This window comes from Mesosutterella faecium (assembly GCF_022809315.2).
In the GTDB taxonomy this organism is placed as follows: domain Bacteria; phylum Pseudomonadota; class Gammaproteobacteria; order Burkholderiales; family Burkholderiaceae_F; genus Mesosutterella; species Mesosutterella faecium.
Window position 1 is genome coordinate 1,886,602 of the sequence record NZ_JAKZJU020000001.1, and the last position, 21,395, is coordinate 1,907,996.

General features: G+C 63.7%; 18 protein-coding genes. 9 read left to right on the top strand and 9 right to left on the bottom strand.

Translation table 11 applies throughout. The features are described from left to right. Positions 1 to 28: 28 nt before the first annotated feature. Together MUN46_RS08635 and MUN46_RS08640 are read left to right on the top strand one after the other, a co-directional pair. Positions 29 to 652, top strand: coding sequence for a LexA family protein (locus MUN46_RS08635; protein ID WP_243376294.1), 624 nt, complete (start codon positions 29 to 31; stop codon positions 650 to 652). Then, positions 601 to 1,935 carry a Y-family DNA polymerase gene (locus MUN46_RS08640; protein WP_243376295.1) on the top strand — a complete coding sequence of 445 codons (1,335 nt, stop codon included), beginning with the start codon at positions 601 to 603 and terminating at the stop codon, positions 1,933 to 1,935. Before MUN46_RS08635 ends, MUN46_RS08640 begins: the two co-directional genes overlap by 52 nt. Here the strand turns inward: MUN46_RS08640 and MUN46_RS08645 are convergent. After that, the gene (locus MUN46_RS08645; RefSeq protein ID WP_243376296.1) at positions 1,932 to 2,843 is read right to left on the bottom strand and encodes an AraC family transcriptional regulator; all 912 of its coding nucleotides are present in this window, start codon (positions 2,841 to 2,843) and stop codon (positions 1,932 to 1,934) included. The two genes, MUN46_RS08640 and MUN46_RS08645, sit on opposite strands and share 4 nt — an antisense overlap. Positions 2,844 to 3,228: 385 nt before the next feature. Between MUN46_RS08645 and MUN46_RS08650 the strand changes: the two genes are divergently transcribed. From MUN46_RS08650 to MUN46_RS08675, 6 genes are all read left to right on the top strand, one after another. After that, positions 3,229 to 4,392, top strand: a complete 1,164-nt coding sequence (locus MUN46_RS08650) for an iron-containing alcohol dehydrogenase (protein ID WP_243376297.1) — start codon at positions 3,229 to 3,231, stop codon at positions 4,390 to 4,392. Positions 4,393 to 4,679: 287 nt separating this feature from the next. Next, on the top strand, positions 4,680 to 5,843 hold the full coding sequence (locus MUN46_RS08655; protein ID WP_243376298.1) for an iron-containing alcohol dehydrogenase: 1,164 nt from the start codon (positions 4,680 to 4,682) through the stop codon (positions 5,841 to 5,843). Positions 5,844 to 6,100: 257 nt separating this feature from the next. Then, a complete protein-coding gene (locus MUN46_RS08660; protein ID WP_243376299.1) occupies positions 6,101 to 6,673 on the top strand; it encodes a flavodoxin in 573 nt (190 codons plus the stop codon). A 67-nt stretch (positions 6,674 to 6,740) separates the two neighbouring features. Continuing rightward, positions 6,741 to 7,904 carry an iron-containing alcohol dehydrogenase gene (locus MUN46_RS08665; RefSeq protein WP_243376300.1) on the top strand — a complete coding sequence of 388 codons (1,164 nt, stop codon included), beginning with the start codon at positions 6,741 to 6,743 and terminating at the stop codon, positions 7,902 to 7,904. A gap of 21 nt (positions 7,905 to 7,925) precedes the next feature. Then, on the top strand, positions 7,926 to 8,351 hold the full coding sequence (locus MUN46_RS08670; protein ID WP_243376301.1) for a cyclophilin-like fold protein: 426 nt from the start codon (positions 7,926 to 7,928) through the stop codon (positions 8,349 to 8,351). 98 nt (positions 8,352 to 8,449) lie between these two features. Continuing rightward, complete coding sequence (locus tag MUN46_RS08675; RefSeq protein ID WP_243376302.1) at positions 8,450 to 9,403, top strand: aldo/keto reductase; 954 nt, start codon at positions 8,450 to 8,452, stop codon at positions 9,401 to 9,403. Between the two features lie 99 nt (positions 9,404 to 9,502). Here the strand turns inward: MUN46_RS08675 and MUN46_RS08680 are convergent, their stop codons facing one another. The 5 genes from MUN46_RS08680 to MUN46_RS08700 all read right to left on the bottom strand — a co-directional run bounded on the left by MUN46_RS08680 (position 9,503) and on the right by MUN46_RS08700 (position 14,589). Next, on the bottom strand, positions 9,503 to 9,892 hold the full coding sequence (locus tag MUN46_RS08680; protein ID WP_243376303.1) for a DoxX family protein: 390 nt from the start codon (positions 9,890 to 9,892) through the stop codon (positions 9,503 to 9,505). Positions 9,893 to 10,290: 398 nt separating this feature from the next. Beyond that, complete coding sequence (locus tag MUN46_RS08685; RefSeq protein WP_243376304.1) at positions 10,291 to 10,740, bottom strand: Hsp20/alpha crystallin family protein; 450 nt, start codon at positions 10,738 to 10,740, stop codon at positions 10,291 to 10,293. A 319-nt stretch (positions 10,741 to 11,059) separates the two neighbouring features. After that, positions 11,060 to 11,773 (bottom strand): hypothetical protein, encoded by a 714-nt coding sequence (locus MUN46_RS08690; RefSeq protein WP_243376305.1) that lies wholly within the window; start codon positions 11,771 to 11,773, stop codon positions 11,060 to 11,062. Between the two features lie 107 nt (positions 11,774 to 11,880). Beyond that, positions 11,881 to 12,936 (bottom strand): type II asparaginase, encoded by a 1,056-nt coding sequence (locus MUN46_RS08695; RefSeq protein ID WP_243376306.1) that lies wholly within the window; start codon positions 12,934 to 12,936, stop codon positions 11,881 to 11,883. A 162-nt stretch (positions 12,937 to 13,098) separates the two neighbouring features. Further along, positions 13,099 to 14,589 (bottom strand): lyase family protein, encoded by a 1,491-nt coding sequence (locus MUN46_RS08700; RefSeq protein WP_243376307.1) that lies wholly within the window; start codon positions 14,587 to 14,589, stop codon positions 13,099 to 13,101. Positions 14,590 to 14,830: 241 nt separating this feature from the next. On the opposite strand from MUN46_RS08700, the gene MUN46_RS08705 reads away from it, so the two are divergent. After that, positions 14,831 to 15,811 (top strand): LysR family transcriptional regulator, encoded by a 981-nt coding sequence (locus MUN46_RS08705; RefSeq protein WP_243376308.1) that lies wholly within the window; start codon positions 14,831 to 14,833, stop codon positions 15,809 to 15,811. A gap of 210 nt (positions 15,812 to 16,021) precedes the next feature. On the opposite strand, the gene MUN46_RS08710 is transcribed toward MUN46_RS08705, so the two are convergent. The 3 genes from MUN46_RS08710 to MUN46_RS08720 form a co-directional block, all read right to left on the bottom strand. Next, on the bottom strand, positions 16,022 to 18,187 hold the full coding sequence (locus MUN46_RS08710) for a flavocytochrome c (protein WP_243376309.1): 2,166 nt from the start codon (positions 18,185 to 18,187) through the stop codon (positions 16,022 to 16,024). Positions 18,188 to 18,697: 510 nt separating this feature from the next. After that, a complete protein-coding gene (locus tag MUN46_RS08715; RefSeq protein WP_243376310.1) occupies positions 18,698 to 20,104 on the bottom strand; it encodes an FAD-binding oxidoreductase in 1,407 nt (468 codons plus the stop codon). 120 nt (positions 20,105 to 20,224) lie between these two features. Continuing rightward, entirely contained in the window at positions 20,225 to 21,025 is an 801-nt protein-coding gene (locus MUN46_RS08720; RefSeq protein WP_243376311.1) for a MetQ/NlpA family ABC transporter substrate-binding protein, read from the bottom strand. Positions 21,026 to 21,395 lie beyond the last annotated feature (370 nt).

A 21,395-nucleotide genomic window follows, 5' to 3' on the forward strand; every position in this document is an offset into this window, starting at 1 on the left:
CGCGTTTTCTCCCAATGAGGAATTCAACATGGATGGAAAGCCAGACAACGCCCCCTCCCCTCGCGGGGGAAGCCGCCCGGGGGCCGGGCGCAAGAAAGGCGGGGGGCTGCACCTGACCGAGTCGATCCAGGTGAGCGTCACCCCGGAGCAGAAGAAGGTCTTCACGGCGCTCGGGGGCACCAAGTGGATCCGCTCGGTGATCGACCGGAGGCTCAACGCCCTGCCGCCCGGGGCGGCGAGGCTCTCGCGAAGCCCCACGAGGCTGCGCATCCGGCTCATGGACTCGCCCGTGCACGCGGGGTTCCCGTCGCCCGCGACCGACTACGTCCAGGACGAGATCGACCCGGTCTCGATGCTGACCGATCACGCCGAGAGCACCTTTTTCCTGCGCACCGAGGGCGAGTCCATGATCGGCGCGGGCATCTTCCCGGGCGACCTGCTCGTCGTGGACCGGGCGCTCGAGCCGCGCAGCGGCGACGTCGTGATCGCGAACGTGAACAACGAGTTCACGGTGAAGCGCTACTACCGCAGGGGCGGCGTCCTGGAGCTGCGGCCTGAGAACCCGGACTTCCCGGTGCTGCGGCCCCGGGAGGGCGACGAGTGGTCGATCGTGGGCGTGGTCACCCGCTCGGTGCACCCGTTCCGCAAATGAAGGAGGCGGGGCTGCGGCCCGTCTTCGCGCTCGTCGACGCGAACTCGTTTTACGCCTCCTGCGAGCGGGTGTTCAGGCCGGACCTCGCGGGCCGGCCGCTCGTGGTGCTCTCCAACAACGACGGGTGCGTCGTCACGCGCTCGGCGGAAGCCAAGAAGATGGGCATCAAAAACGGGACCCCGGCCTTCAGGCTCGCCGGCCTCATCCGCTCGGGGGCGCTGGTCGCCTTCTCCTCGAACTACGAGCTCTACGGCGACCTCTCGGCGCGGATGATGAGGACGGTGGCGGGGATGGTGCCGCGCATCGAGCCCTACTCGATCGACGAGTGCTTCGCCGACCTCACGGGGATGCCGGGCGACCTCGCGCCGCTGCTCGTGCAGATCAGGGCCCGGGTGCTCAAGTGGATCGGGATCCCCACCTGCGTGTCCTGCGCGCAGACCAAGACGCTCGCGAAGCTCGCCAACCACCTTGCGAAGACCTACCCGGCGCTTGGCGGCACGCTCGACTGGACGGCGCTTGCCGCCCCGCGGCGCGAAAAGGCGCTCTCGCTCGTGCCCGTGGGGGAGGTCTGGGGCGTGGGAGGCCGCAGCGCCGAGGCGCTGCGGCAGATGGGGGCCCGCACGGCGCTCGAGTTTGCGAGGCTTCCCGCCTCGGCCGTGCGCCGCAGGTTCGGGGTCGTGCTCGCGCGTACCCACGCGGAGCTCAACGGCCTGCCCTGCATCGAGCTCGAAAGCGCCCCGCCGCCGCGCCGGCAGATCATGCGCTCGCGCTCCTTCGCCCGCCCGTGCGGCGAGTTCCAGGACGTGGCGGCGGCTCTGGCCTCGCACACCGCGGCCGCCTGCCGGCAGCTGCGCTCCCAGCGGCTCGCCGCCCGCGCCGTGAGCGTCTTTTTCCAGACCAACGTCTTCGACCCGAAGGCTCGGCAGTGCTTCGCGGAGCAAAGCTGCGGGCTCTCGCGGCCTTCGGCCGACACGCTCGTGCTCACGGAGGCCGCGGTGAAGGCCGCGCGCCGGGCCTGGCGCGAGGGGTTCGCCTGGAAAAAGGCGGGCGTGATGCTCTCCGGGCTCGAGCCCGAGGACGAGGCCCAGCCGGACCTCTTCGAGGCGCAGTCCGACGCGCGCTCGAAAAGCCTCATGGCCACGCTCGACCGGCTCTCCGGGCGCTACGGGCGCGATGTGCTGCAGACCGGCACCGAGAGGGCCTCGAACGGCTGGGCCATGGCCCGCGCGCTCAAGTCGCCCTGCTACACCACGCGCCTTTCCGACCTTCCCCGGGTGAGCTAGGCGCGGGCCGCGATGCGCTTCTTCACGTCCCGCAGCGGCGGCTGGCCGAAGAGCCTCTTGTACTCGCGCACGAACTGCGTGGGGCTCTCGTAGCCCACCTCGTAGGCGGCGGAGGAGACGTTCGCGCGGCCGGCCATCAGGAGGCGCTGCGCCTCGTAGAGCCGCAGCCGCTTCACGTACTGCAGGGGCGAGAGCCCGGTGACCGACTTGAACTGGCGGCGGAAGGCCGAGGGCGACATGTGGACGCGCTCGGCGATCTCCTCGATCCTGTGCTCGCTTGCGAAGCTGCCGCGCAGCCACGAGAGCGCCGTGTACACCGCGTGGCTGCGGGTGCCCGCGGTGAGCAGCGACCGCAGCTGCGGGCCGCACTCCGAGCGGGTGAGCAGGTAGTGGATCTCGCGGCTGTAGACCGGGGCGAGCGCCCGGATGTCCCCGGGCCGCTCGATGAGCTCGAGCAGCCGCAGCGTCGCGTCAAGGAGCCGCTCCCCGGACTTGAAGACGAAAACGCCCGAGTCGACCGAGGCGGGCGGCGGCTGCAGGTCTTCGGAGCCCCCGAAATCGGCGAGCATCTGGGGGTCGAGCGCGAGGCTTGCCGCATAGAATGGCCGCCCGGCGCTCGCTCCCACCGCGTGGAAGGTCGAGGGAACGGCCGCCCCGCACACGAGGCACTCGCCCTCGCGGTAGCGGTAGACGCGGTCGCCCACGGTCGTCATCTTCTCGCCCTGGACCACCACGGAAAAGGAGACATAGCCCAGGCTGCTGCCCAGGGTGTTCGAGTTCTCCGCCCGGTAGACCGAAAGTCCCGGCACCGGCGAGGCCTTCGTCACCACCGCCTCCGGGCCGAAGTCCATGCGGCCGAGGATCTGCAGCATGGCGCGGATTTTCGGGCTCAAGGCGCTCTCTGTCATGGCTTTCTCCCCCTCCCCAGAAAAGGCGCGGCCTTTCCTCCTGCGCTTCCCGGGAAAGGCGGGAATGAGAAAAGAACCGCTTCAACCGGGTTCATTTTAGGCAGAATTCATAGGGGAAAGAAGCCTGAAACGATTTCATTTTTATCAAAAATGGCAAGCCCGGGGCCGGCCCGGGGCGACGGCGGCGCTGCGGCAGGACAGGCTTCCTCTGGATTTTCAGGCAAAACTCCCTTCCAAAAACGCTCACCTTTTCCCCCCGGCCCGCCTATAGTTCCAGTCACTCGCCCGGCGGGATCCGTCCCATCCGGACGCCGGGGACGGGCGGTGGATTCCGCTTCATGCCCTCCGCCCTGCGGTCTTTCAGTTGATTAAAAGGAAAGAAAACATGCATTCCTACAATCTTTACCTCCCCACGCGTCTCGTCTTCGGCGAGGGCGCGATTGAAAAGCTCCCCGAACTCACGAAGGGCTTCGGAAAGAAGGTTCTCATCGTCATGGGCGGCGGCAGCGTCAAAAGAAACGGGATTCTGGACCGCGCCAAAGAGCTCCTGAAAGACCGCAAGGTCTTCGAGCTCTCCGGGGTCGAGCCCAACCCCCGCATCACGACGATCCGGAAGGGGGTCGAGATCTGCAAAAAAGAGGGAATCGAGTGGCTGCTTCCGATCGGCGCGGGCAGCGTCATCGACTCCGCCAAGGCGATCGCGGCCGGAGCCTTCTACGAGGGCGACGCCTGGGACCTCGTGCTCGATTCCTCGAAGATCAAAAAGGCGCTCCCGATCTTCGTCGTCCTCACCAATGCCGCGACCGGCAGCGAATATGACGCGGGCGGCGTGATCTCCAACCTCGAGACCGACGAGAAGCTGCCCATCATGTCGCCGCTGCTCTTCCCCGTCGCCTCGATCATGGATCCGGCCTACACCTGCACGGTGCCCCCGAAGCACACCGCCGCGGGCGCGGCCGACATCTTCTCGCACACGATCGAGCAGTACATCGTGATGGACGGCAACATCCTCACCGACGCGATGTGCGAGGGGATGCTCAAGACCGTGATCGAGTGCACGCCGCGGGTGCTCAAAAACCCGAACGATCTTGACGCGCGCGGCCAGCTCATGATGGCGAGCTCCTTTGGCTGCTGCGGGCTGCTCTCGATCGGGCGCTCCCCCTCGCCCTGGCCCTGCCACGGCATCGAGCACGAAATCTCCGCCTGGCACGACATCACGCACGGCGAGGGGCTTGCCGTGATCACCCCGCACTGGATGCGCTGGAGCCTCACCGAAAAGACCGCTCCGCGGCTCGCCCAGTACGGCGTGCGCGTTTTCGGCCTTGACCCGAAGGCCCCCGCGATGGAAAACGCGGAAAAAGCGATCGAGAAGACAAGCGAATTCTTCCGCTCGATCGGCATTCCGGCGACCTTGTCCGAGCTCGGGGTCACCGACGAGCACTTCGAAGCGATGGCCGACCACGTGATCAGCCACTGGCATCCGCTCTCCGCCGCCTTCCGCCCGATCGACCGCGAGGGGATCCTTGCGATCCTGCGCGCCTCGCTTTAAAAAGCGCCTGAAAAAAGCGTCCTTCCGGGGCGCTTCTGACTCAAGGCCGCCCCCTGGGGAATCAGCCCCCGCGGGACGGCCTTTGGCGTTCTGGCGCTTTCTTTTTTCCTCTGGCAGCGTTCAAGGCAAAAAGGGCTGCGGCCTCAGACCGCCCGCCTGCCGCAAAGACATTTGCCCTATCATCACTTCCCGCAGGCCCGCCCCCAAAGAGAGAGAGGGGGCGGCGCCCTAAGACAGGCAGCCGGCCCTCCGGCCTTCATCGGATTCAGCCATTTAAGGAAAACGCTTTGCATCCCTACGGTCTTTACCTCCCCACGCGACTCGTTTTCGGCGAAAACGCGATTGAAAGGCTCCCCGAGCTCACGAAGGGCTTCGGAAAGAAGGTTCTCATCGTCACGGGCGGCGGGAGCGCCAGAAGAAACGGGATCCTCGGCCGCGCCAGAGAGCTGCTGCGGGACCGCGAGATCTTCGAGCTCTCCGGGGTCGAGCCCAACCCCAGGATCACGACGATCCGGAAAGGGGTTGAAATCTGCAAAAAGGAAGGCATCGAGTGGCTGCTTCCGATCGGAGGAGGCAGCGTCATCGACTCCGCCAAGGCGATCGCGGCCGGAGCCTTCTACGAGGGGGACGCCTGGGACCTCGTGCTCGACTCCTCGAAGATCAAAAAGGCGCTTCCGATTCTCGTCGTCCTCACCAACGCCGCGGCCGGCAGCGAATACGACGACTCGGGCGTGATCTCCTGCCTCGAAACCCATGAGAAGCTGCCGTTCGGCTCGCCCCTTCTCGCCCCGGCCGCCTCCGTGATGGACCCGGCCTACACCTGCACGGTGCCCGCAAAGCACACCGCCGCCGGGGCGGCCGACATCTTTTCGCACACGCTCGAGCAGTACCTCGTGGCAGACGGCAGCATCCTCACCGACGCTATGTGCGAGGGGATGCTGCGGACCGTGATCGAGTGCACGCGGCGGGTGCTCAAAAACCCGAACGACCTTGACGCGCGCGGGCAGCTCATGATGGCGAGCTCCTTTGGCTGCTGCGGGCTGCTCTCGATCGGGCGCACGCCCTCGCCCTGGCCCTGCCACGCGATTGAGCACGAGCTCTCCGCCTGGCACGACATCACGCACGGCGAGGGGCTTGCCGTGATCACCCCGCACTGGATGCGCTGGAGCCTTACCGAAAAGACCGCCCCGCGGCTCGCGCAGTACGGGGTGCGGGTCTTCGGGCTGGATCCCAAGGCCCCCGCGATGGAAAACGCGGGAAAAGCGATCGAAAAGACGAGCGGGTTCTTCCGCTCGATCGGCATGCCCGCGGCGCTTTCCGAGCTCGGGGTCACGGACGAGCACTTCGAAGCGATGGCTGACCACGCGGTCCTCCACAGGCCCCTTCTTTCCACAGCCTTCCGGCCGCTTGACCGCGGGGGGATCCTCGCGATCCTGCGCGCTTCGCTTTAAAACAATCCTTCAGGGCCGCGGCCCTGAACGGACGCCTGCGGGCGGCCGGGAAACCGGGGGCTTCTGCCGGGACGCCCGGCCGCCCGCGGTGTTTCAGCCGCTTTCCCTTCTCTTCGAAAAATATCCAAAAAAGTCGTTTCAGGCAGTTTTCAGCGCACAATCTGTCATTTTTAAGGCTCCGGCTCACCTATATTGTTCACATCGAAAAAAGAAGAGCGCCCCCTTTCCGGAGTGCGCCACGCACAGGAGCCCATTCCATGAAACACAGGTTCTCACCTTCCCGCAGAAGCCTTCTCAAGGCCGCCTGCGGCGCGCTTGCCGCCGCGGGACTCCCGGGCCTTGCCCAGGCCGCCCCGGGCAAAAGCATCGTCATCCTTTTCAGCCGCACGGGCAACACCGCGCTCCTCGCCGAGACCGTGGCGAAGGAAAAGGGCTTTCCGCTGCTGCGGCTGCAGCTCCAGAAGCCCTACGCCGCGAACTACGGCGACATGACCGACATCGCCCGCGAGGAGCTGCGAGTCGACGCGCGGCGCGAGATCGCGACCCGAATCCCGGACCTCTCGGGCTACAGGAACGTGTTCATCGCGACGCCGCTCTGGTGGGGGCACGCCTCGATCCCGATGAGGACGTTCCTCAAGGACCATCCGCTTGCGGGCAAGAACATCTACCCCATCATCACCTCCGGCAGCTCCACCCCGGAGGACGTGGTCTCCGACATCCGGCGCTTCTGCCCGAAAGCCTCCGTGCAGAAGGAGTTCTGGGTGCCGGGCTCGCAGGCCGCGGGCTCCCGAAAGGAGCTCCTTGCCTGGCTCAAGGCCGTGGGGTTCTGACTGAAGCCCCCCGGACTGCGGCCGCTCACACGATTCATTCGAAATTGATTTCATGAGGAAAAACACCATGCATCCCTATACGCTTCACCTTCCCACGCGGCTCGTCTTTGGCGAGGGCGCGATTGAAAAGCTTCCCGAGCTCACGAAGGACTTCGGAAAGAAGGTTCTCATCGTCATGGGCGGCGGCAGCGTCAAAAGAAACGGGATTCTGGGCCGCGCCAGAGAGCTGCTGCGGGACCGCAGGATCTTCGAGCTCTCCGGAGTCGAGCCCAACCCCCGCATCTCGACGATCCGGAAGGGGGTCGAGATCTGCAAAAAGGAAGGGATCGAGTGGCTGCTTCCGATCGGGGCGGGGAGCGTCATCGACTCCGCCAAGGCGATCGCGGCCGGAGCCTTCTACGAGGGCGACGCCTGGGGCCTCGTGCTCGACTCCTCGAAGATCAAAAAGGCGCTCCCGATCTTCGTCGTCCTCACCAACGCCGCGACCGGCAGCGAATACGACGACTCGGGCGTGATCTCGAACCTCGAGACCGACGAGAAGCTGCCGATCGGCTCGCCCCTTCTCGCCCCCGTCGCCTCGATCATGGACCCCGCCTACACCTGCACGGTGCCCCCGAAGCACACCGCCGCGGGCGCGGCCGACATCTTCTCGCACACGATCGAGCAGTACATCGTGGCGGACGGCAACATCCTCACCGACGCGATGTGCGAGGGGATGCTGAAGACCGTGATCGAGTGCACGCCGCGGGTGCTCAAAAACCCGAACGACCTCGACGCGCGCGGGCAGCTCATGATGGCTAGCTCCTTTGGCTGCTGCGGGCTGCTCACGATCGGGCGCACGCCCACGCCCTGGCCCTGCCACGCGATCGAGCACGAGATTTCCGCCTGGCACGACATCACGCACGGCGAGGGACTTGCGGTGATCACCCCGCACTGGATGCGCTGGAGCCTCACGGAAAAGACCGCCCCGAGGCTCGCCCAGTACGGGGTGCGCATCTTCGGGCTGGATCCAAGGGCCCCCGCGATGGAAAATGCGGAAAAAGCGATCGAGAAGACGAGCGGGTTCTTCCGCTCGATCGGAATCCCGGCGACGCTTTCCGAGCTCGGGGTCACCGACGAGCACTTCGAAGCGATGGCCGACCACGTGCTCAGCCACTGGTGGCCGCTTTCCGGGGCCTTCCGGCCGCTCGACCGCGAAGGAATTCTCGCGATCCTGCGCGCCTCGCTCTGAATCCGAAGGAGGAGCTCTTCCATGAAGCGCACGTTCTTCCTCCGCGCGGCGGCGGCCGCAGCCGCCGCGGCGCTCATTTCAGGAGCAGCCATGGCTGAAAACATACTGATGCAGACGGGCGGAAAGACTTATTCCATCGCCCTGCTTGATAACGACGCGGCGCGAAGCTTCGCCTCGCAGCTGCCCCTGAAGCTCCGGTTCGAGGACTACGGAGAGGTGGAGCGAGTCGCCTACCTCAAAGAAAAGCTTGCCACCGGTTCCGCGCCGAAAATCCACACCCCGAGCCGGGGCGAGCTCAACTACTACGCCCCCTGGGGCAACCTCTGCGCCTTCACCGGCCCCTTCAGGCGCTCGCCGGGCCTCGTGCCGCTCGGCCGCATGAGCGGGGAGGCGATCGAGGCGCTGCGCGGCAGCGGCAGCTCCGAAGTCGTGTTCAGAAAGCCCTGAAGCGCAGCCATTGAGAAAGGGAAGCGCCGCCAGCCAAGGCTCACGGGCTTTTCAAAACTGACGGCAGGCCGCCCGCATCCGGCAGGAAGGAGGACATCATGAACAGAAGCTTTGCGGAACAAAGAAGGGAGGTGCTTCGCGCGCTTCTCGCCCTGGGGCTGTCCGCTGCGTCCGCTCCGGCCGCGAGGGCCGCCTCTGCCCTTCGGAGCCCGGTGCGGGCGAAGCGAGGAATCATGGGAAAATTCAACTTTCAGACCCGCCGGGTTCTCCTGAACAGCGGCTGGGAAATGCCGATTCTGGGGCTCGGAACCTACGCCCTCTCGGACCGGGAGTGCGAGGCCTCTATCAACGCCCTGCTTGAAGCGGGCGGAAGGCTGATCGACACGGCCCACGCCTACGGCAACGAGGCGGCCGTCGGCCGCGCCGTGAGGCGCTCCTCCGTCCCCCGCGGCGAGATCTTCGTCACGACGAAGATCTACCCCGACCAGTTCAGCCGCCCCGGGCAGGCGATCAGGGAGGCCTTTGAGAAGACCGGGCTCGACTACATCGACATGATCCTGCTGCACCATCCGGGTCCCGGCGACCTCGAGGTCTACAAGGCTCTTGAAAAGGAGGTCGACGCCGGGCGCGTCCGCTCGATCGGGCTCTCGAACTGGTACGTGAAGGAGCTGAAGAGCTTCCTGCCGAAGGTGAGGATCCGCCCCGCCCTCGTGCAAAACGAAATCCATCCCTACTACCAGGAAAACGATGTGATCCCCTTCATCCAGCAGCAGGGCATCGTCGTGCAGGGCTGGTATCCGCTCGGCGGCCGGGGCTACGTGCATCAGCTCCTCGCCGACCCGGTCCTCACCGGGATCGCCAGGGCTCACGGCGTTTCGGCCGCCCAGGTGGTGCTGCGCTGGAACCTGCAGAAAGGCGTCATCGTGATCCCGGGCTCGAGAAAGCCCGCCAAAATCCGTGAGAACCTGGATCTTTTCGGCTTTTCGCTCAGCAGCGAAGAAATGGAGCGGATCCGGGGGCTCGACCGGGGCGAAAAGCACGACTGGTACTAAAGGTGCAGATAAAAAAAGGGCCGCGCCGAAAGGGCCTTCACGGGCCCGGAGCCCGGGCCGCGGCCTCCTTCGCTCTTAAACAAAGGGCGAAGCGGGCAGTCACAGCAGGGCGTAGCTGCCGCCGCCCATCACCATGAGGGCGAGGGCCATGCCGGCGTAAAGATAAGGAATTTCAGCCACGAAGCCGCCGTAGGCATCGCGCTTGACAAGGCTGTTCCTGTAAGCCACGAAGAGGATCGTCAGGGTGTTGCCGAGAATGACGAAGGCCGCAAGCGGCGTCAGGATGCCAAGGATCAGCATGACGGGGGCGGCGACTTCGCCCAGGTAGGCGCCGTAGGCCGCAAAGGCCGGAATGCCAAGCGGGGTGATCATCGACTTCACCGCGCCGACGCCGTGGCGGACCTTGGCAGCCCCGTGCATCAGCAGGCAGATGCCGAGCGCGAGGCGAAGGAAAAGAAGCCCGAGGTCGGGATTGAAGTAGTGGAGCATGATTGCTGTTCTCCTGAAAAGGGGCCCGGTGCGCGCGGAATGCGGGGCGCCCTCCGGGCGCCTTCTGGAGGGAAGAGCGGGCGGCGGGGGCCGGCAGCTTTCCCCGGACAGAGCCGGGGCATCCGCCGCCGGAGCCTTAGGCTTAAGAGATCCCCACGGTCAGACGGAGATCCCGGAAAAAAAGATGTTAGTCTCCGGCCCGGCAGGCCGTGAGGCCCGGCCCCTGGCCTCAGGAGAGTCTTCCCCTCGGAAACGCGGGCATAAAAAAGGCATCGCAGAACAATTCCGCGATGCCTCTTTCTCTCTCCATGCTGCGGCGGCCGCGCCGAAGGGCGGGCCGGGCCGCAGTCCTGCTGCCCGCGCCGCCAGAGACCTCCGGCGGCGCGGGGATGCTGCTGTTACTGAATCGCAATCATCTTGTGTTCAGGCTTCTGGGCCGCGACTTTCGGAACGTTGATCGTGAGGATGCCGTCCGCAAAGGAGGCGCTGCAGTCGCCCTGCTTCACGCCCTCGCCCACATAGAACGTCCTGCTGCAGGAGCCGGTGCTGCGCTCAGAGCGGATGAGCCGCCCTTCCTTCTTGTCCTCGTGCTTCTCGTCCTTCTTGGCCGAAACCGTGAGATAGCCGTCCTTCAGCTCCGCGCTGATCTCATCCTTCTTGAAGCCAGGCAGATCCATCAGCAGCGTGTAGCCCTTGTCGGTCTCGCGCACATCGGTCTTCATCAGACGGTCGGCGTGCTTGCCAAAGACCGCGGTGGAAGGATCCGGGAAGCGGATCCCGGAAAACACATCAAACGGATCGAAAACGCTGAACGGGGTTTCATCAAAGATAGTCGGAACATTAGCCATAATTCATACCTCCATTAAGGCCGTCGTCCGAGCGGTCTGTTCTTTTTCGGGAAGCCCTTGCTGCTGCCGGCTTCCCGAAGGGGGAAGCCGTCTGGTCTTCGTCCTTTCGGACTCTCCCGGGGGCTTTCCCCTTTGCTAACTTCTATATGGGGGCGGTTGACCGGTTTTCAAGGGCCGTCCTCCAAAAAATATTTTCCCCATTGAACGGGAGAGCCCCTGATTCCGGGGCTTCATTTCCGGCGGGCCGAGCACGCCCCGGCGGTCCCGCAAAAGCTTAGAAGCCGGAGGCAAAACGAGGAAAGCCGTTTTCAATCACCCGTCACTGCTGCCGGATCCAGGCCTTGATGAGACCGACCACATCCCTCTCGATTCCCGCAAAGCCGTGGTGCGAGAACGGCTGGCAGGCCGGCCCGTCGTCGGTGCCGCCGTCAACGGCGATGAAGTCCGTCCCGTATTTCTCAGCTGAGCGCCGGGCGGACTCAAAGTCCGTGGCTTCGCAGCCGTCCCTGCGGTGATGCACGATGAGCTGGCGGTTTTTCAGCTCCCGCGTGTCAAAATCCGCGATCATCGAAAGGCTCGAGGTATGGATCACGCCCTTCACAACGTCCTGGATGTCCGGGGCGAGACTCATCGTTGAGCGGGTTCCCCGGCTCGTGCCGACAAGGTAGAGGTCCGCGGCGGGAAAGCGGGCCTTCAGATCGGAGGCGAGGCACTTAAAGCGCCTCAGATTCGTGGTCGAGTCCGCGGCCGCGGCGGCGAACTCCTCATCCACCGCGGCAGGGCGGGCCCGAAGCAGAAAATTGTCCTTCTTGCGGTAGACGATCCGGCCTTCGCCGTCCCGGTGCGGGTTCACGATGCCGTCGCCGCCTGGGAAAAGGATCAGCACATAGCGGGGAGAGCCTTCCTCCGCGCGGTCCAGCACATAAGGAACTGTCAGGCCGGGGCAGGACGCGGTCTCGAGGGACTCCGACAGGCCCTGCGCGCCCGCCAGGGCGCAGGCCGACAGTCCCGCCAGCAGGAAAATCGCGCGCATAGAAAAAATCTCCGGCATCAGCCACAGAGGCCGGCCCGCTTTGCCGGTGGGCCGGCCTCCAGGGAGACCTTCAGGCCGCATTCCCCCGCGGCCTTGAGGCTACCTGATCAGTACTCGTCGAAGATCCTCTGGATTTCCTTCGGGTCATGCGTCCGGGTCAGGGCGAGCTGCAGCAGGATGCGGGCCTTCTGCGGGTTGAGCGTGCCGCCGTTCAGGAACCCCTCGTCGGTGTAGCGCTTCACGGAAACCGTGACGGGGCCGTTGCCCACGCGGGAAGAGCGCACGACGACCACGCCGTTCTTAATCGCCTCCGCGGCGCCCTTTTCCTCCCATTCGTGCAGCGAGCCGTTGCCCGAGCCCGCCATCACGAGCCCCCTGGCCCCGGCCTTCACAAAGGCGTCGACCGGAACGCGGTCCGCGTTCGCGTGCGAATAGACGATGTCGACCCTCGGCAGGGCGTCAAGCTTTGTGACATCGAATTCGCTCGCCGAGGTATGGCGGCGGGTGGACTGATTGAAGAAATAGTTCTTCCCGGCCGCGATGTAGCCCATCGCGCCAAGCTCCGGGGCCTTGAAGGTCGCGACGTTTGTTGTGTTGGTCTTCGTCGTGTCGCGCGCCCCGCCGATCGTGTCATTCATCGCGATCAGGACGCCCCGGCCTTTGGCCTGCGGGTCGGCGGCGAGCTTGACCGCATTGAGGAGGTTGAGCGGCCCGTCGGCGGAAATCGCGGTGGCCGGGCGCATCGCGCCCACCAGGACCACCGGCTTGTCGCTGTGGACCGTGAGGTTGAGGAAGTACGCCGTCTCTTCCAGCGTGTCGGTGCCGTGGGTAATCACGATGCCCGAAACCTTGGGATCCGCCAGGAGTTCATTGCACCGTTTCGCGAGCCGGAGCAGGACCGCGTCCGTCATGTTGTTCGAGCTGATTTTGACGATCTGCTCGCCGGACACCTCGGCGAAATCCTTCATCTGAGGGACGGCGTTGATGAGGACCTGGATTCCCAGGTCACCCGCCTTGTAGCCCGTCATCTGGGTCGAGCTCGAAGCGGTTCCGGCAATGGTGCCGCCTGTTGCCAGAATTTTCACCTGCGGCAGGGCCTGAGCTCCGGCGGCCAGAGCCAGACCAACGCCTAAAGTTATGATCCTGCGATACAAAGCTGACATTTTCTTCTCCTTGTTTGCCCCAAAATGGGGCAGAACTAATTAAAACTCCCTAGACAGTTTTTTGCAAGCATTGAATAGCCCAAGAGCCGGGGCAAGGCTGCTCCCCGGCTCTTTCACAGCCTCCTCCCGTTAAGGAGGAAAACTAGATTTTCCCCAGTGCAATCAATCGAGATAGGCTTTAAAGTCCTTGTCGAGCCTCGCGAGGGATTCGTTGATTTTCGCCGTTTCAGACTTCGTCCACTTCCTGTTCTGTTCAATGACGCCGTCCGTACGCGCCAGCGCCTTCTGGAGCTCTGCCTTCTGAGGGCCGCCGGCAGTCTTGCGGTTTGCAATGATGGCCGCAGGATCCAGCGCCTTCCTCAGGTCGGCTTCGCTCATCGGGCACTCGCGGGAGGCTGCCGGATATTCCTTGTCTATGACTTCGGCGTAAATCTGCTGCATCCTTGCGTAGGGGAATTCCGTCGGCTTGATATTGTGAGCCTTGGCGTAAGACACCATTTTGCTGGCGACATGGTGCCCGACGCGGAACGGCAGCTTGTAGTTGCGCATCAGCTCGTCTGCAATTTCCTGCGAAGCCGTCCAGTCGCTGTTGAGCTCTTCAAGAGAGCGCTGCGGGTCGATGCGAAGAGCCTTCAATACGCGCATGTACTGATCCAGCATCTTGATGGTGTCGTTCACCATCCGGGAATTCGGTGCAACGCGCTTCGGATCGATCATTCCCGGGACAATGTTGTGGGCGAGGATAACAGGCGACAGGCCCTCGCTGATGACGTTGCTCGCCGATTCGCGCACGTTGATCATCAGTCCGGGATTGCGTTTCTGCGGCATAGCCGACGAGACGTAGGTATTGTCGCCGCCCTCCTGAAGCAGAATCCAGGGGCGGGGCTGGGCGTACTGCACGGACACGTCCTGAATGAAGCTACCTACATGCAGGGCAATGGAAACAAGGATGGAGCCGAGCTCGACAGGCTTGATCTGCGCGGCGTCATAAGCATTGGGCACCGGAGCGCTGAAACCGAGGTAGTTCGACATGCGCTCGCGGTTCAGAGGCCAGCCCGTGCCGTTGAGCACCGTCGTGCCCATCGGGCAAAGGTTCAGGCGGGCATAAAACTGGCGCAGCCGTTCGGCATCGCGCGCAAAGCCGGACTGGAACCCCTGGAGGTAATGCGCGTAGCTGTTCGGCTGCGCCGCCACCCCGTTGGTGTAGTTGGGCACGATGGTGCCGACGTTGCTTTTGGCCAGTTCGTTGATCACCGCCATGGTGTCGGCGAGCTTGCCGGAAAGCCGCAGGACGTTGTCGCGCATGATGGCCGAATAATAAGTGGCGTGCATATCCTGGCTGGACCTGCCGACATGAAGCATTGTGGCGTCCATGCCCGCCTCTTTGATGAGATAGGGCTCGAATTTGATCACACGGTTCGGGCGCGGGCCGCCTTTCTTATTGCCATTGTCCAGCACCCTCTCTAGGCCGCCGGCTATTTTCCGGCTCACGTCTTTGGGCAGCAGTCCCTGCTCGGCATTGATGACAAGCGAGGCCTTGTTGATTTCACCAAGCCAAAAAAATTCATCACGCTGCTGCGCGGCTTCCGCAGCGTACCCCATCTGTGCGAACAGCGCCGCTGACACGGAAAAAGCAATAAGCCCGAGTTTCATCTGTCAATCTCCTTTTTTGGCCCCGCCGTCATCGACGGGCGTCTGCGCAGCATAGTAGCGGCCGGTCATAAGCCCATAAAAAGCATTTACAGCAATTATTTATTTGCTTTTTATGCAATAATCAAAGCGAATTTGATCCGTGCAGGAGAGCCTGAATCCTAAAACAAGATAGTTCCGGGGACAGCCGCCCCTCGGCCGTTCCCTGTTGCCCGGGATCTGCCCGGGGACAAGGTTCGAGAACATGAAACTTCAGAGCATTACCGCCTGGCGCTACCTGACAGCCTTTGGCTCTTTCGGCCGCATCAGCGATGTGGCGTCCCATTTCGACGTCAATGCATCCAGCGTGAGCCGCGCCCTCAGAGAGCTCGAAGCCTCCCTAGGCTATCCGCTGTTTCGCGCCGAAGGCAGGAATCTGCGCCTGACAGAGCGCGGGAAAGCCGCTGTCAAGCTAATGAAGCCTGCCATTGACATGTTTGACCGCCAGATCGCGCAGATTTCAAAACTTAACGCCGGCGTAAGCGGCCCTATCCGCCTTTCTGTCGCCGGCGGCTTCGCCGCCAGCTTTCTGCTGGACTACCTTGACCGCTTCAAGGCCCTGTACCCGGATATTGTTTTTGAAGTTTCATCCGGACGAAAAATTCCGGCCCTTCGCAGCGGCACCTGCGACATCGTCACAGTAACAGGCAGACCCGAGAACGAGCATGTGGTCTTTCTGCCGCGAGGCGTCAATCACTATGTGCCCGTTGCAAGCCCCGCCTTTCTCGACAGGAACAAACAGCTCTCCTCCCCTGATGACCTCCGCCGGGTCCGCGTCTTCGCCTACGGCGGAGCAGAAAGGACCCCCACCCGGGTTCTAGTGCGCGGAAGGGAAAAATGCGAGCTGGAGCTCAAGGAATACCTGCGCATCGACAGCGTCTCGGCCATCAAGCAGGCCGTCCTGCAGGGCAAGGGCATGGCCATCGACCTTCCTGTCCTGCACTGCGCCGCGGAACTTGCTGCAGGGAACCTCGTTCCGGTCCTCTCGGGCTGGCACCGTCCCGACGAAGAGCTTTACGTCGTAACGAGCCGGATTGGCTGGCAGGCTCCCCGGATCCGGATTTTTGCCCAGTGGTTTGCGGAGGAATCCCGGAAGGAATACGAGCGCTGTTGGAAAGAGATCGAGCCTGTCCTCAAACGCTGCAGACTGAAATCCGGCAGTCAGGGGCTCACGGACTCTCCATGAACGCCGGGCTCTCTTGAAGGCAGGCGCTTCATCACCGGCAGACCAGCTGAAAAGGGATCGCTTTTGATGACTTCATTCATAGCCTGCGCCGTGCAGTAAAGCAGGTCCCGAAACGCAGCAGGCGGGGAGATCCATCGATTTCCCCGCCTGCCTGCTTCATGCCCTAAGCGGCCCCCCAGAACTCAAGGAAGCCGCCCGGCCAAACACGCGTTACTTCAGCCCGAGAGCGGTCTTCGCAGCGATGCGGCCGAAGGTGGTCACATCAGCCGTGGCGTTGCCGCCCAGACGGTTGGAGCCGTGGATGCCGCCGGTCACTTCACCCGCGGCATAAAGGCCCGGGATCACGCGTCCCTTCGTGTCCAGCACCTGCGCGCGGCTGTTGATCGTGAGGCCGCCCATCGTGTGGTGGATGGACGGAGCGCGCGGCGTCGCGTAGAACGGGCCCTTCTCGATCTTCTTGTCGAAGAGCTTGCGTCCGAACTTCGGATCGTTCTTCGCCTCGACCTGCTTGTTGTACTCAGCCACAGTCGCCTCGAGGTTCTTCGGCGGGACGCCGATCTGCTTGGCGAGGTCCGCGAGCGTGTCGGCCTTATAGATGCGGCCGAGGCTCACGAGCGTATCCACGTCCTCGTTGAAGCTGTTCCTCTTCTGCACGATCTGGCTGTCGTTGATGTCGTAGCACATGGCGCCGGGCTGCTTCTTGATCGCGGCGACGAACTCGTCGCGGCGGGCGTCTTCCTTCACGAAGCGCTCGCCGTTCTTGTTCACGTCAATCACGTCGTCGAGGCCCGACATCTTGCGGGCGCGGCCCTGCAGGGTGCCCGAGCCAGGCGTGGCGAGCGGGTAGACCTGGACGTAGTTCATGCCGGTGGTGCCCGCGCCGATCTTCGTGGCCATGATGATGCCGTCGCCGGTCGCACCGGGCTGGTTCGTGGAGACCATGTCAGGCGTGAGGTTCGGGGCGGACTTCTGCCGCATCTGCTTGTTCTGGGAGTAGCCGCCGGTGGCGAGAATCACGCCGTGCCTGCTGTTGAAGACATACTTGTCGCCCAACGTATCGGTCGCCCGCACGCCCACCACCTTGCCGTTCTTCACGATGAGGCTCTGGGCGCGCATGCCGGTGACGATCTTCACGCCCTGCTTATTCGCCGCCTTGAGCAACGGCTCAATCAGGGCATTGCCCGCCGGGGCGTCAAACTGGTGGGTGCGCTGCCAGAGCGCGCCCGCGCCCTGGGAGACGCGGTCGAGAACCGGCGCGCCCAGGCTCTGCAGCCAGTCGAGCGTGCCCTTCACATTGGTCGCGTAAGTGCGGATCAGCGGAATCTTGCCCACTTTGTCGCCGCCGTTGTAGGTCTGAAGGGCGTGCCACTCGGGGCAGTCGAAGAGGCTCTTGGAGCCGGACTTGAGATAGGCCTCGTACTTCGCCTTCACGTCGGCCTGCAGCTTCGCGTGCTCCGGATTGGCGGGCTTCTCGTTGATCGCCTTGACGACCGCGTCCTTGAGGGTGTCGGTCATCGGCAGACGCGCCTGGCGCTCCGGGTCGGCCGCGTTGAAGGCCGAGGCGCAGCGCAGCGTGTTGCCGCCGATCACCGGCATCTTTTCGATCACGATCACGTGCCGGCCGCCCTTTTCAGTCGCGGTCACGGCCGCGGACAGGCCCGCGCCGCCCGAACCGACGATCACGAGGTCATAGGCCTCGGTCTTCGTGCCCTTGAACTTCTTCTTCATCGGCGGAACCGGAGTCTGCAGCAGGGCGAGGCCGCCGCCCGCCTTGCTCAGCGCTTCGCCCACCGCCTTCTTAAAGGCCGCGGAGGTGACCGTGGCGCCCGAGACGCTGTCGACGTTGAGCGTCTGGTAGCGCAGGATCTGGTCGGTGAGCTTTTCCACCGCCATGCCGCCCATCAGCCGGGTCTCGCGGAAGTCCGGAGTCTTAATGGATTTGATCCGATGCTCGTCGACCGTCACTTCGACGTTCACCCAGCCGTTCGAGCCATAGGCCCTGGCCGTATAGGTGCCGGGCTTGAAGGTGACCTTCTGGGCGCGGCCGCCGTTCTTATCTTTGGCAAGCGCTCCTTCGACCGCGGTCATGATCGCCTTCGAAGTCACCGTGGCGCCGCTCACCGCCTGCACTTTGGGGGAGCCCGCCTTTACGATCTCACCGGGAACCTTCGCGATCGCGCGGCTTCCGATGCCCTGGGTCTCCTTGTTCTCGGTGACCTGAACCGCAGTGACGCGCCCCTGGTCGACCGTGACCTTGACGGTCATGGGGCCGTTGTGGCCGGCCACCTTCTCGGTGTAAGTGGCGGCAGTCGCTGAGCCTGTCGCGAAGACTGCCGCGAGCACTACCGGCAGGATTGTCTTGAGTTTGAGCTGCATAGTTTTCCCTCCTATGCAAAGAAGCGGCAAAACGCCCTATCTGCAGTTTAAATGCCGCTATCTTCGTGCAGAAGAGGGTATTTACTACCTTTTTCAGCCCGGCCTGAGAGCCGGCTGAGCCTTTTCCTCAACCGCAGGCTTTCAAGAAGTAGAACCTAATCTATTGCTGTATTTTGTGAAAAATGCGCTGACGAACCGCGGAAAATCAACCCCGCCGAATAAATCCGTGCGCCCTCGGTTCAATCCACTTTCAAATGAATGCAGCGGCATTTATTGTTGCCTGAAAGCAACAGATGGCTCACGGCTGTGACGTAAATGCTGAATCTGGGCATGCGGCGGGATCTGTCGGTTTCAATTTCATGCGGCACAGCTTAGCCACAGCGCTGACCGGCGGCCTTGCCGGCCAAAAGTCTGATCTGGCCGGCATTGGGGATCAAAGCGGGGGCATTCTCGTCAAAAAGCGGCGCAAGACCGGGCTTTCAGGCCGGAAGCGGCCCGACTCCGCCGCTTCTAGTCCTTCCGGTCCGCAAGGAGCTTGCCCGGGTTCATGATTCCCCTCGGGTCGATCGCCCGGCTGATGCGTTCCATGATCTCGAGCTCCAGCGGATCCTTGAGTGCGAGGAAGTGCCCGCGCTTCAGCTGTCCGATGCCGTGCTCGGCGGAAATCGAGCCGTTTCTCTTCACCACTTCCTCGTAGGTGATCCTGCGGATCCCCTCTTCGTTTTCAAACGCGAGGTTCGAGGGAATGGAGCCGATGTTGAAGTGGATGTTCCCGTCCCCGAGGTGCCCGTAAAGCGAAGGGTCGAGCCACGGATAGGCCTCGTAGAGGCGCTTTACCGTCACTTCGAGGAATTCCGGGATAAGGGAAATCTTGAGCGACACGTCGTTGTGGAGGTTGTTGCCGACGCTCGCGTCGGCCTCCGGGATCGACTCCCGGATCCGCCAGAAGGCTTCGGAGTCGGAAAGCGACTGCGCGAGGTAGGCGTTCGCGACTTCGCCCGCTTCGAACGCCTCCGCCAGAATCGCCTCAAGCGAAGCGCCTTGTTCCGCCTGGCTCGAGAGCTCCGCGAGAATCCACCACGGGCAGTCGTCGACCGGCCCCGGAAGCTCGACGCCGGGCAGCTGCTCGGCCACCCGCTCGATGCACTTTCTCTGGATCAGCTCAAAGCCCGTGAGTTCGGAGCCCGCCGCGGCCTTCACGCGGTCCAGCAGCTTCACCGAGGACTCGAGGTCCGGAATCCCGACCAGGGCCGTCTGGCGGCCGCGCGGAATGGGAAAGAGCTTCAGCACGGCGCGCGTAATGACCCCGAGGGTGCCTTCCGACCCGATGAAAAGCTGCTTCAGGTCGTAGCCGGTGTTGTCCTTTCTCAGGCCGCGCAGCGCCGTCATCACGCGCCCGTCGGGCAGCACCACCTCAAGCCCGAGGCAGAGGTCGCGCATGTTGCCGTAGCGAAGCACCGCCGTGCCGCCCGCGTTCGTCGCGAGGGCCCCGCCGATCTGGGCCGATCCCTGGGCGCCGAAGGAAAGCGGGAAAAACCTCCCTTTCTCCTCCACCGCCCTGTGAAGCTGCTCCAGGATGAGCCCGGCCTGCACCGTGACGGTGTCGTTGCCGGTGTCGATTTCCTCGACCTTGTTCATCCGGCCCAGCGAAAGGAGGATGGCCCGGCCCGAATCATCCGGAATGGAGCCCCCGACCAGGGTCGTGCCGCCCGACTGCGGGACGACCGGCGTGCGGGTGTCGTAGGCGATCGCCATGACCCGGGAGACTTCCTCGGTGCTGCCCGGGCGGACGACGACCGCCCTGCCCCTGAAGCGCTTCGTCCAGTCAATGAGGAAGGGCCGCGCCTTTTCCTCGTCCGTGATCACATAGTCGCTTCCGACCGCTTCCTTCAGCCGGCTGATGATTTCGCTGTCCATTTCTTTTCCGCTCGACACTTAAAGACTGCACTGCAGGCCGCCCCCGGCTGCCTTAAGCCGGAGCCGCCGCGGCGGGCCCGGCTTAAAGGCGGGAGAAGCCCCCTTCCCTGCCGGAAGATCTCAGAACGCCGGGACGACGGCTCCCTTGTACTTCTTCAGGATGAAATTCTTTGTTTCCTTCGAAGTGAGCGCCTGCACGAGCTTCTGGATCTTCGGATTCTTCTCGTCGCCCTGGCGGGAGGCGACCACGACCGCATAGGGGCTCTCCTTGTTTTCAATCAAAATCGCGTCCTTCAGAGGATTGAGCCCCACGCCGAGCGCGTAGTTTGAATTGACGACGGCGAGATCCACGTCCCTGATGGAGCGCGGCACCTGGGCCGCGTCAAGCTCCACGAACTTCAGCTTCTTCGGATTTGAGGCCACGTCGAGCGGGGTCGCCTCGTAGCCCACCCCCGGACGCAGCTTGATCAGGCCCGCAGACTGCAGGAGCAGGAGCGCGCGGCCGCCGTTCGTCGGGTCGTTCGGGATCGATACGCGGCCGCCCTGCGGCACCTTCTTCACGTCCTTCAGGTTTTTGGAATAAACGGCAATCGGGAGGATGTGCACCGGAGCGACCTTCGCGATCTTCAGGCGGCGCTGCCGCACGGCGTTGTCGAGGAACGGGACGTGCTGGTAGAAGTTCGCGTCCACTTCCTTCGCATCAAGCGCCGCGTTCGGGGCGACAAAGTCCGTGAACTCCACGATTTGAAGGTCGATGCCCTGCTTCGCGAGAATGGGCTTCACGAATTTCAGAAGCTCGCCGGAAGGCACCGGGGTGCAGGCGACCCGAAGCTTCTGGGCGGGAGCGGCAAAAGCCGGAAGGGAGGCCGAGGCGAAAAGGGCGGCTGCGGCGGCGGAAGCGATGAAGGTGCGGCGGTTCATTTGTTTTTCCTTTTGTCTTTCAGTGAGAGAGTTCCCAGCGCCCGGAGGAATTCCCCTCGCAGCCGGATTTTTTTGTAAAAAGCGTAGGAAAAGCATATCTGGCGGAAGGAAAAAATGACGCCGCAAATGAAGGTTCGTTGAGGTATTACTTTCAGGGCCGGCGTTTTCCCCGGCTTTTTCCGGGGAAACGCGGGTGAACGCGCGCCCGGAGGGCTGCGGGCCGAAGCGGATCCTGAAGGATCGGGCGGGAGGGACGGGAAAAAAGGGGAAAAAGAAAAGGCGGCGGCACAGGAAAACCGGCGCTGCCGCCTGGATCGGAGAAGCAAAGAGAGCCTCCTCCCCGCCCTTTGGTCCTCCCGGAGACCTCCTT

Bases quoted from the DNA above. Each gene is read 5' to 3' on its own strand.
- MUN46_RS08635 (WP_243376294.1), top strand. From the start codon at position 29: ATGGATGGAAAGCCAGACAACGCCCCCTCCCCTCGCGGGGGAAGCCGC.
- MUN46_RS08645 (WP_243376296.1), bottom strand. From the start codon at position 2,843: ATGACAGAGAGCGCCTTGAGCCCGAAAATCCGCGCCATGCTGCAGATC.
- MUN46_RS08650 (WP_243376297.1), top strand. From the start codon at position 3,229: ATGCATTCCTACAATCTTTACCTCCCCACGCGTCTCGTCTTCGGCGAG.
- MUN46_RS08660 (WP_243376299.1), top strand. From the start codon at position 6,101: ATGAAACACAGGTTCTCACCTTCCCGCAGAAGCCTTCTCAAGGCCGCC.
- MUN46_RS08665 (WP_243376300.1), top strand. From the start codon at position 6,741: ATGCATCCCTATACGCTTCACCTTCCCACGCGGCTCGTCTTTGGCGAG.
- MUN46_RS08670 (WP_243376301.1), top strand. From the start codon at position 7,926: ATGAAGCGCACGTTCTTCCTCCGCGCGGCGGCGGCCGCAGCCGCCGCG.
- MUN46_RS08675 (WP_243376302.1), top strand. From the start codon at position 8,450: ATGAACAGAAGCTTTGCGGAACAAAGAAGGGAGGTGCTTCGCGCGCTT.
- MUN46_RS08680 (WP_243376303.1), bottom strand. From the start codon at position 9,892: ATGCTCCACTACTTCAATCCCGACCTCGGGCTTCTTTTCCTTCGCCTC.
- MUN46_RS08685 (WP_243376304.1), bottom strand. From the start codon at position 10,740: ATGGCTAATGTTCCGACTATCTTTGATGAAACCCCGTTCAGCGTTTTC.
- MUN46_RS08690 (WP_243376305.1), bottom strand. From the start codon at position 11,773: ATGCGCGCGATTTTCCTGCTGGCGGGACTGTCGGCCTGCGCCCTGGCG.
- MUN46_RS08695 (WP_243376306.1), bottom strand. From the start codon at position 12,936: ATGTCAGCTTTGTATCGCAGGATCATAACTTTAGGCGTTGGTCTGGCT.
- MUN46_RS08700 (WP_243376307.1), bottom strand. From the start codon at position 14,589: ATGAAACTCGGGCTTATTGCTTTTTCCGTGTCAGCGGCGCTGTTCGCA.
- MUN46_RS08705 (WP_243376308.1), top strand. From the start codon at position 14,831: ATGAAACTTCAGAGCATTACCGCCTGGCGCTACCTGACAGCCTTTGGC.
- MUN46_RS08710 (WP_243376309.1), bottom strand. From the start codon at position 18,187: ATGCAGCTCAAACTCAAGACAATCCTGCCGGTAGTGCTCGCGGCAGTC.
- MUN46_RS08715 (WP_243376310.1), bottom strand. From the start codon at position 20,104: ATGGACAGCGAAATCATCAGCCGGCTGAAGGAAGCGGTCGGAAGCGAC.
- MUN46_RS08720 (WP_243376311.1), bottom strand. From the start codon at position 21,025: ATGAACCGCCGCACCTTCATCGCTTCCGCCGCCGCAGCCGCCCTTTTC.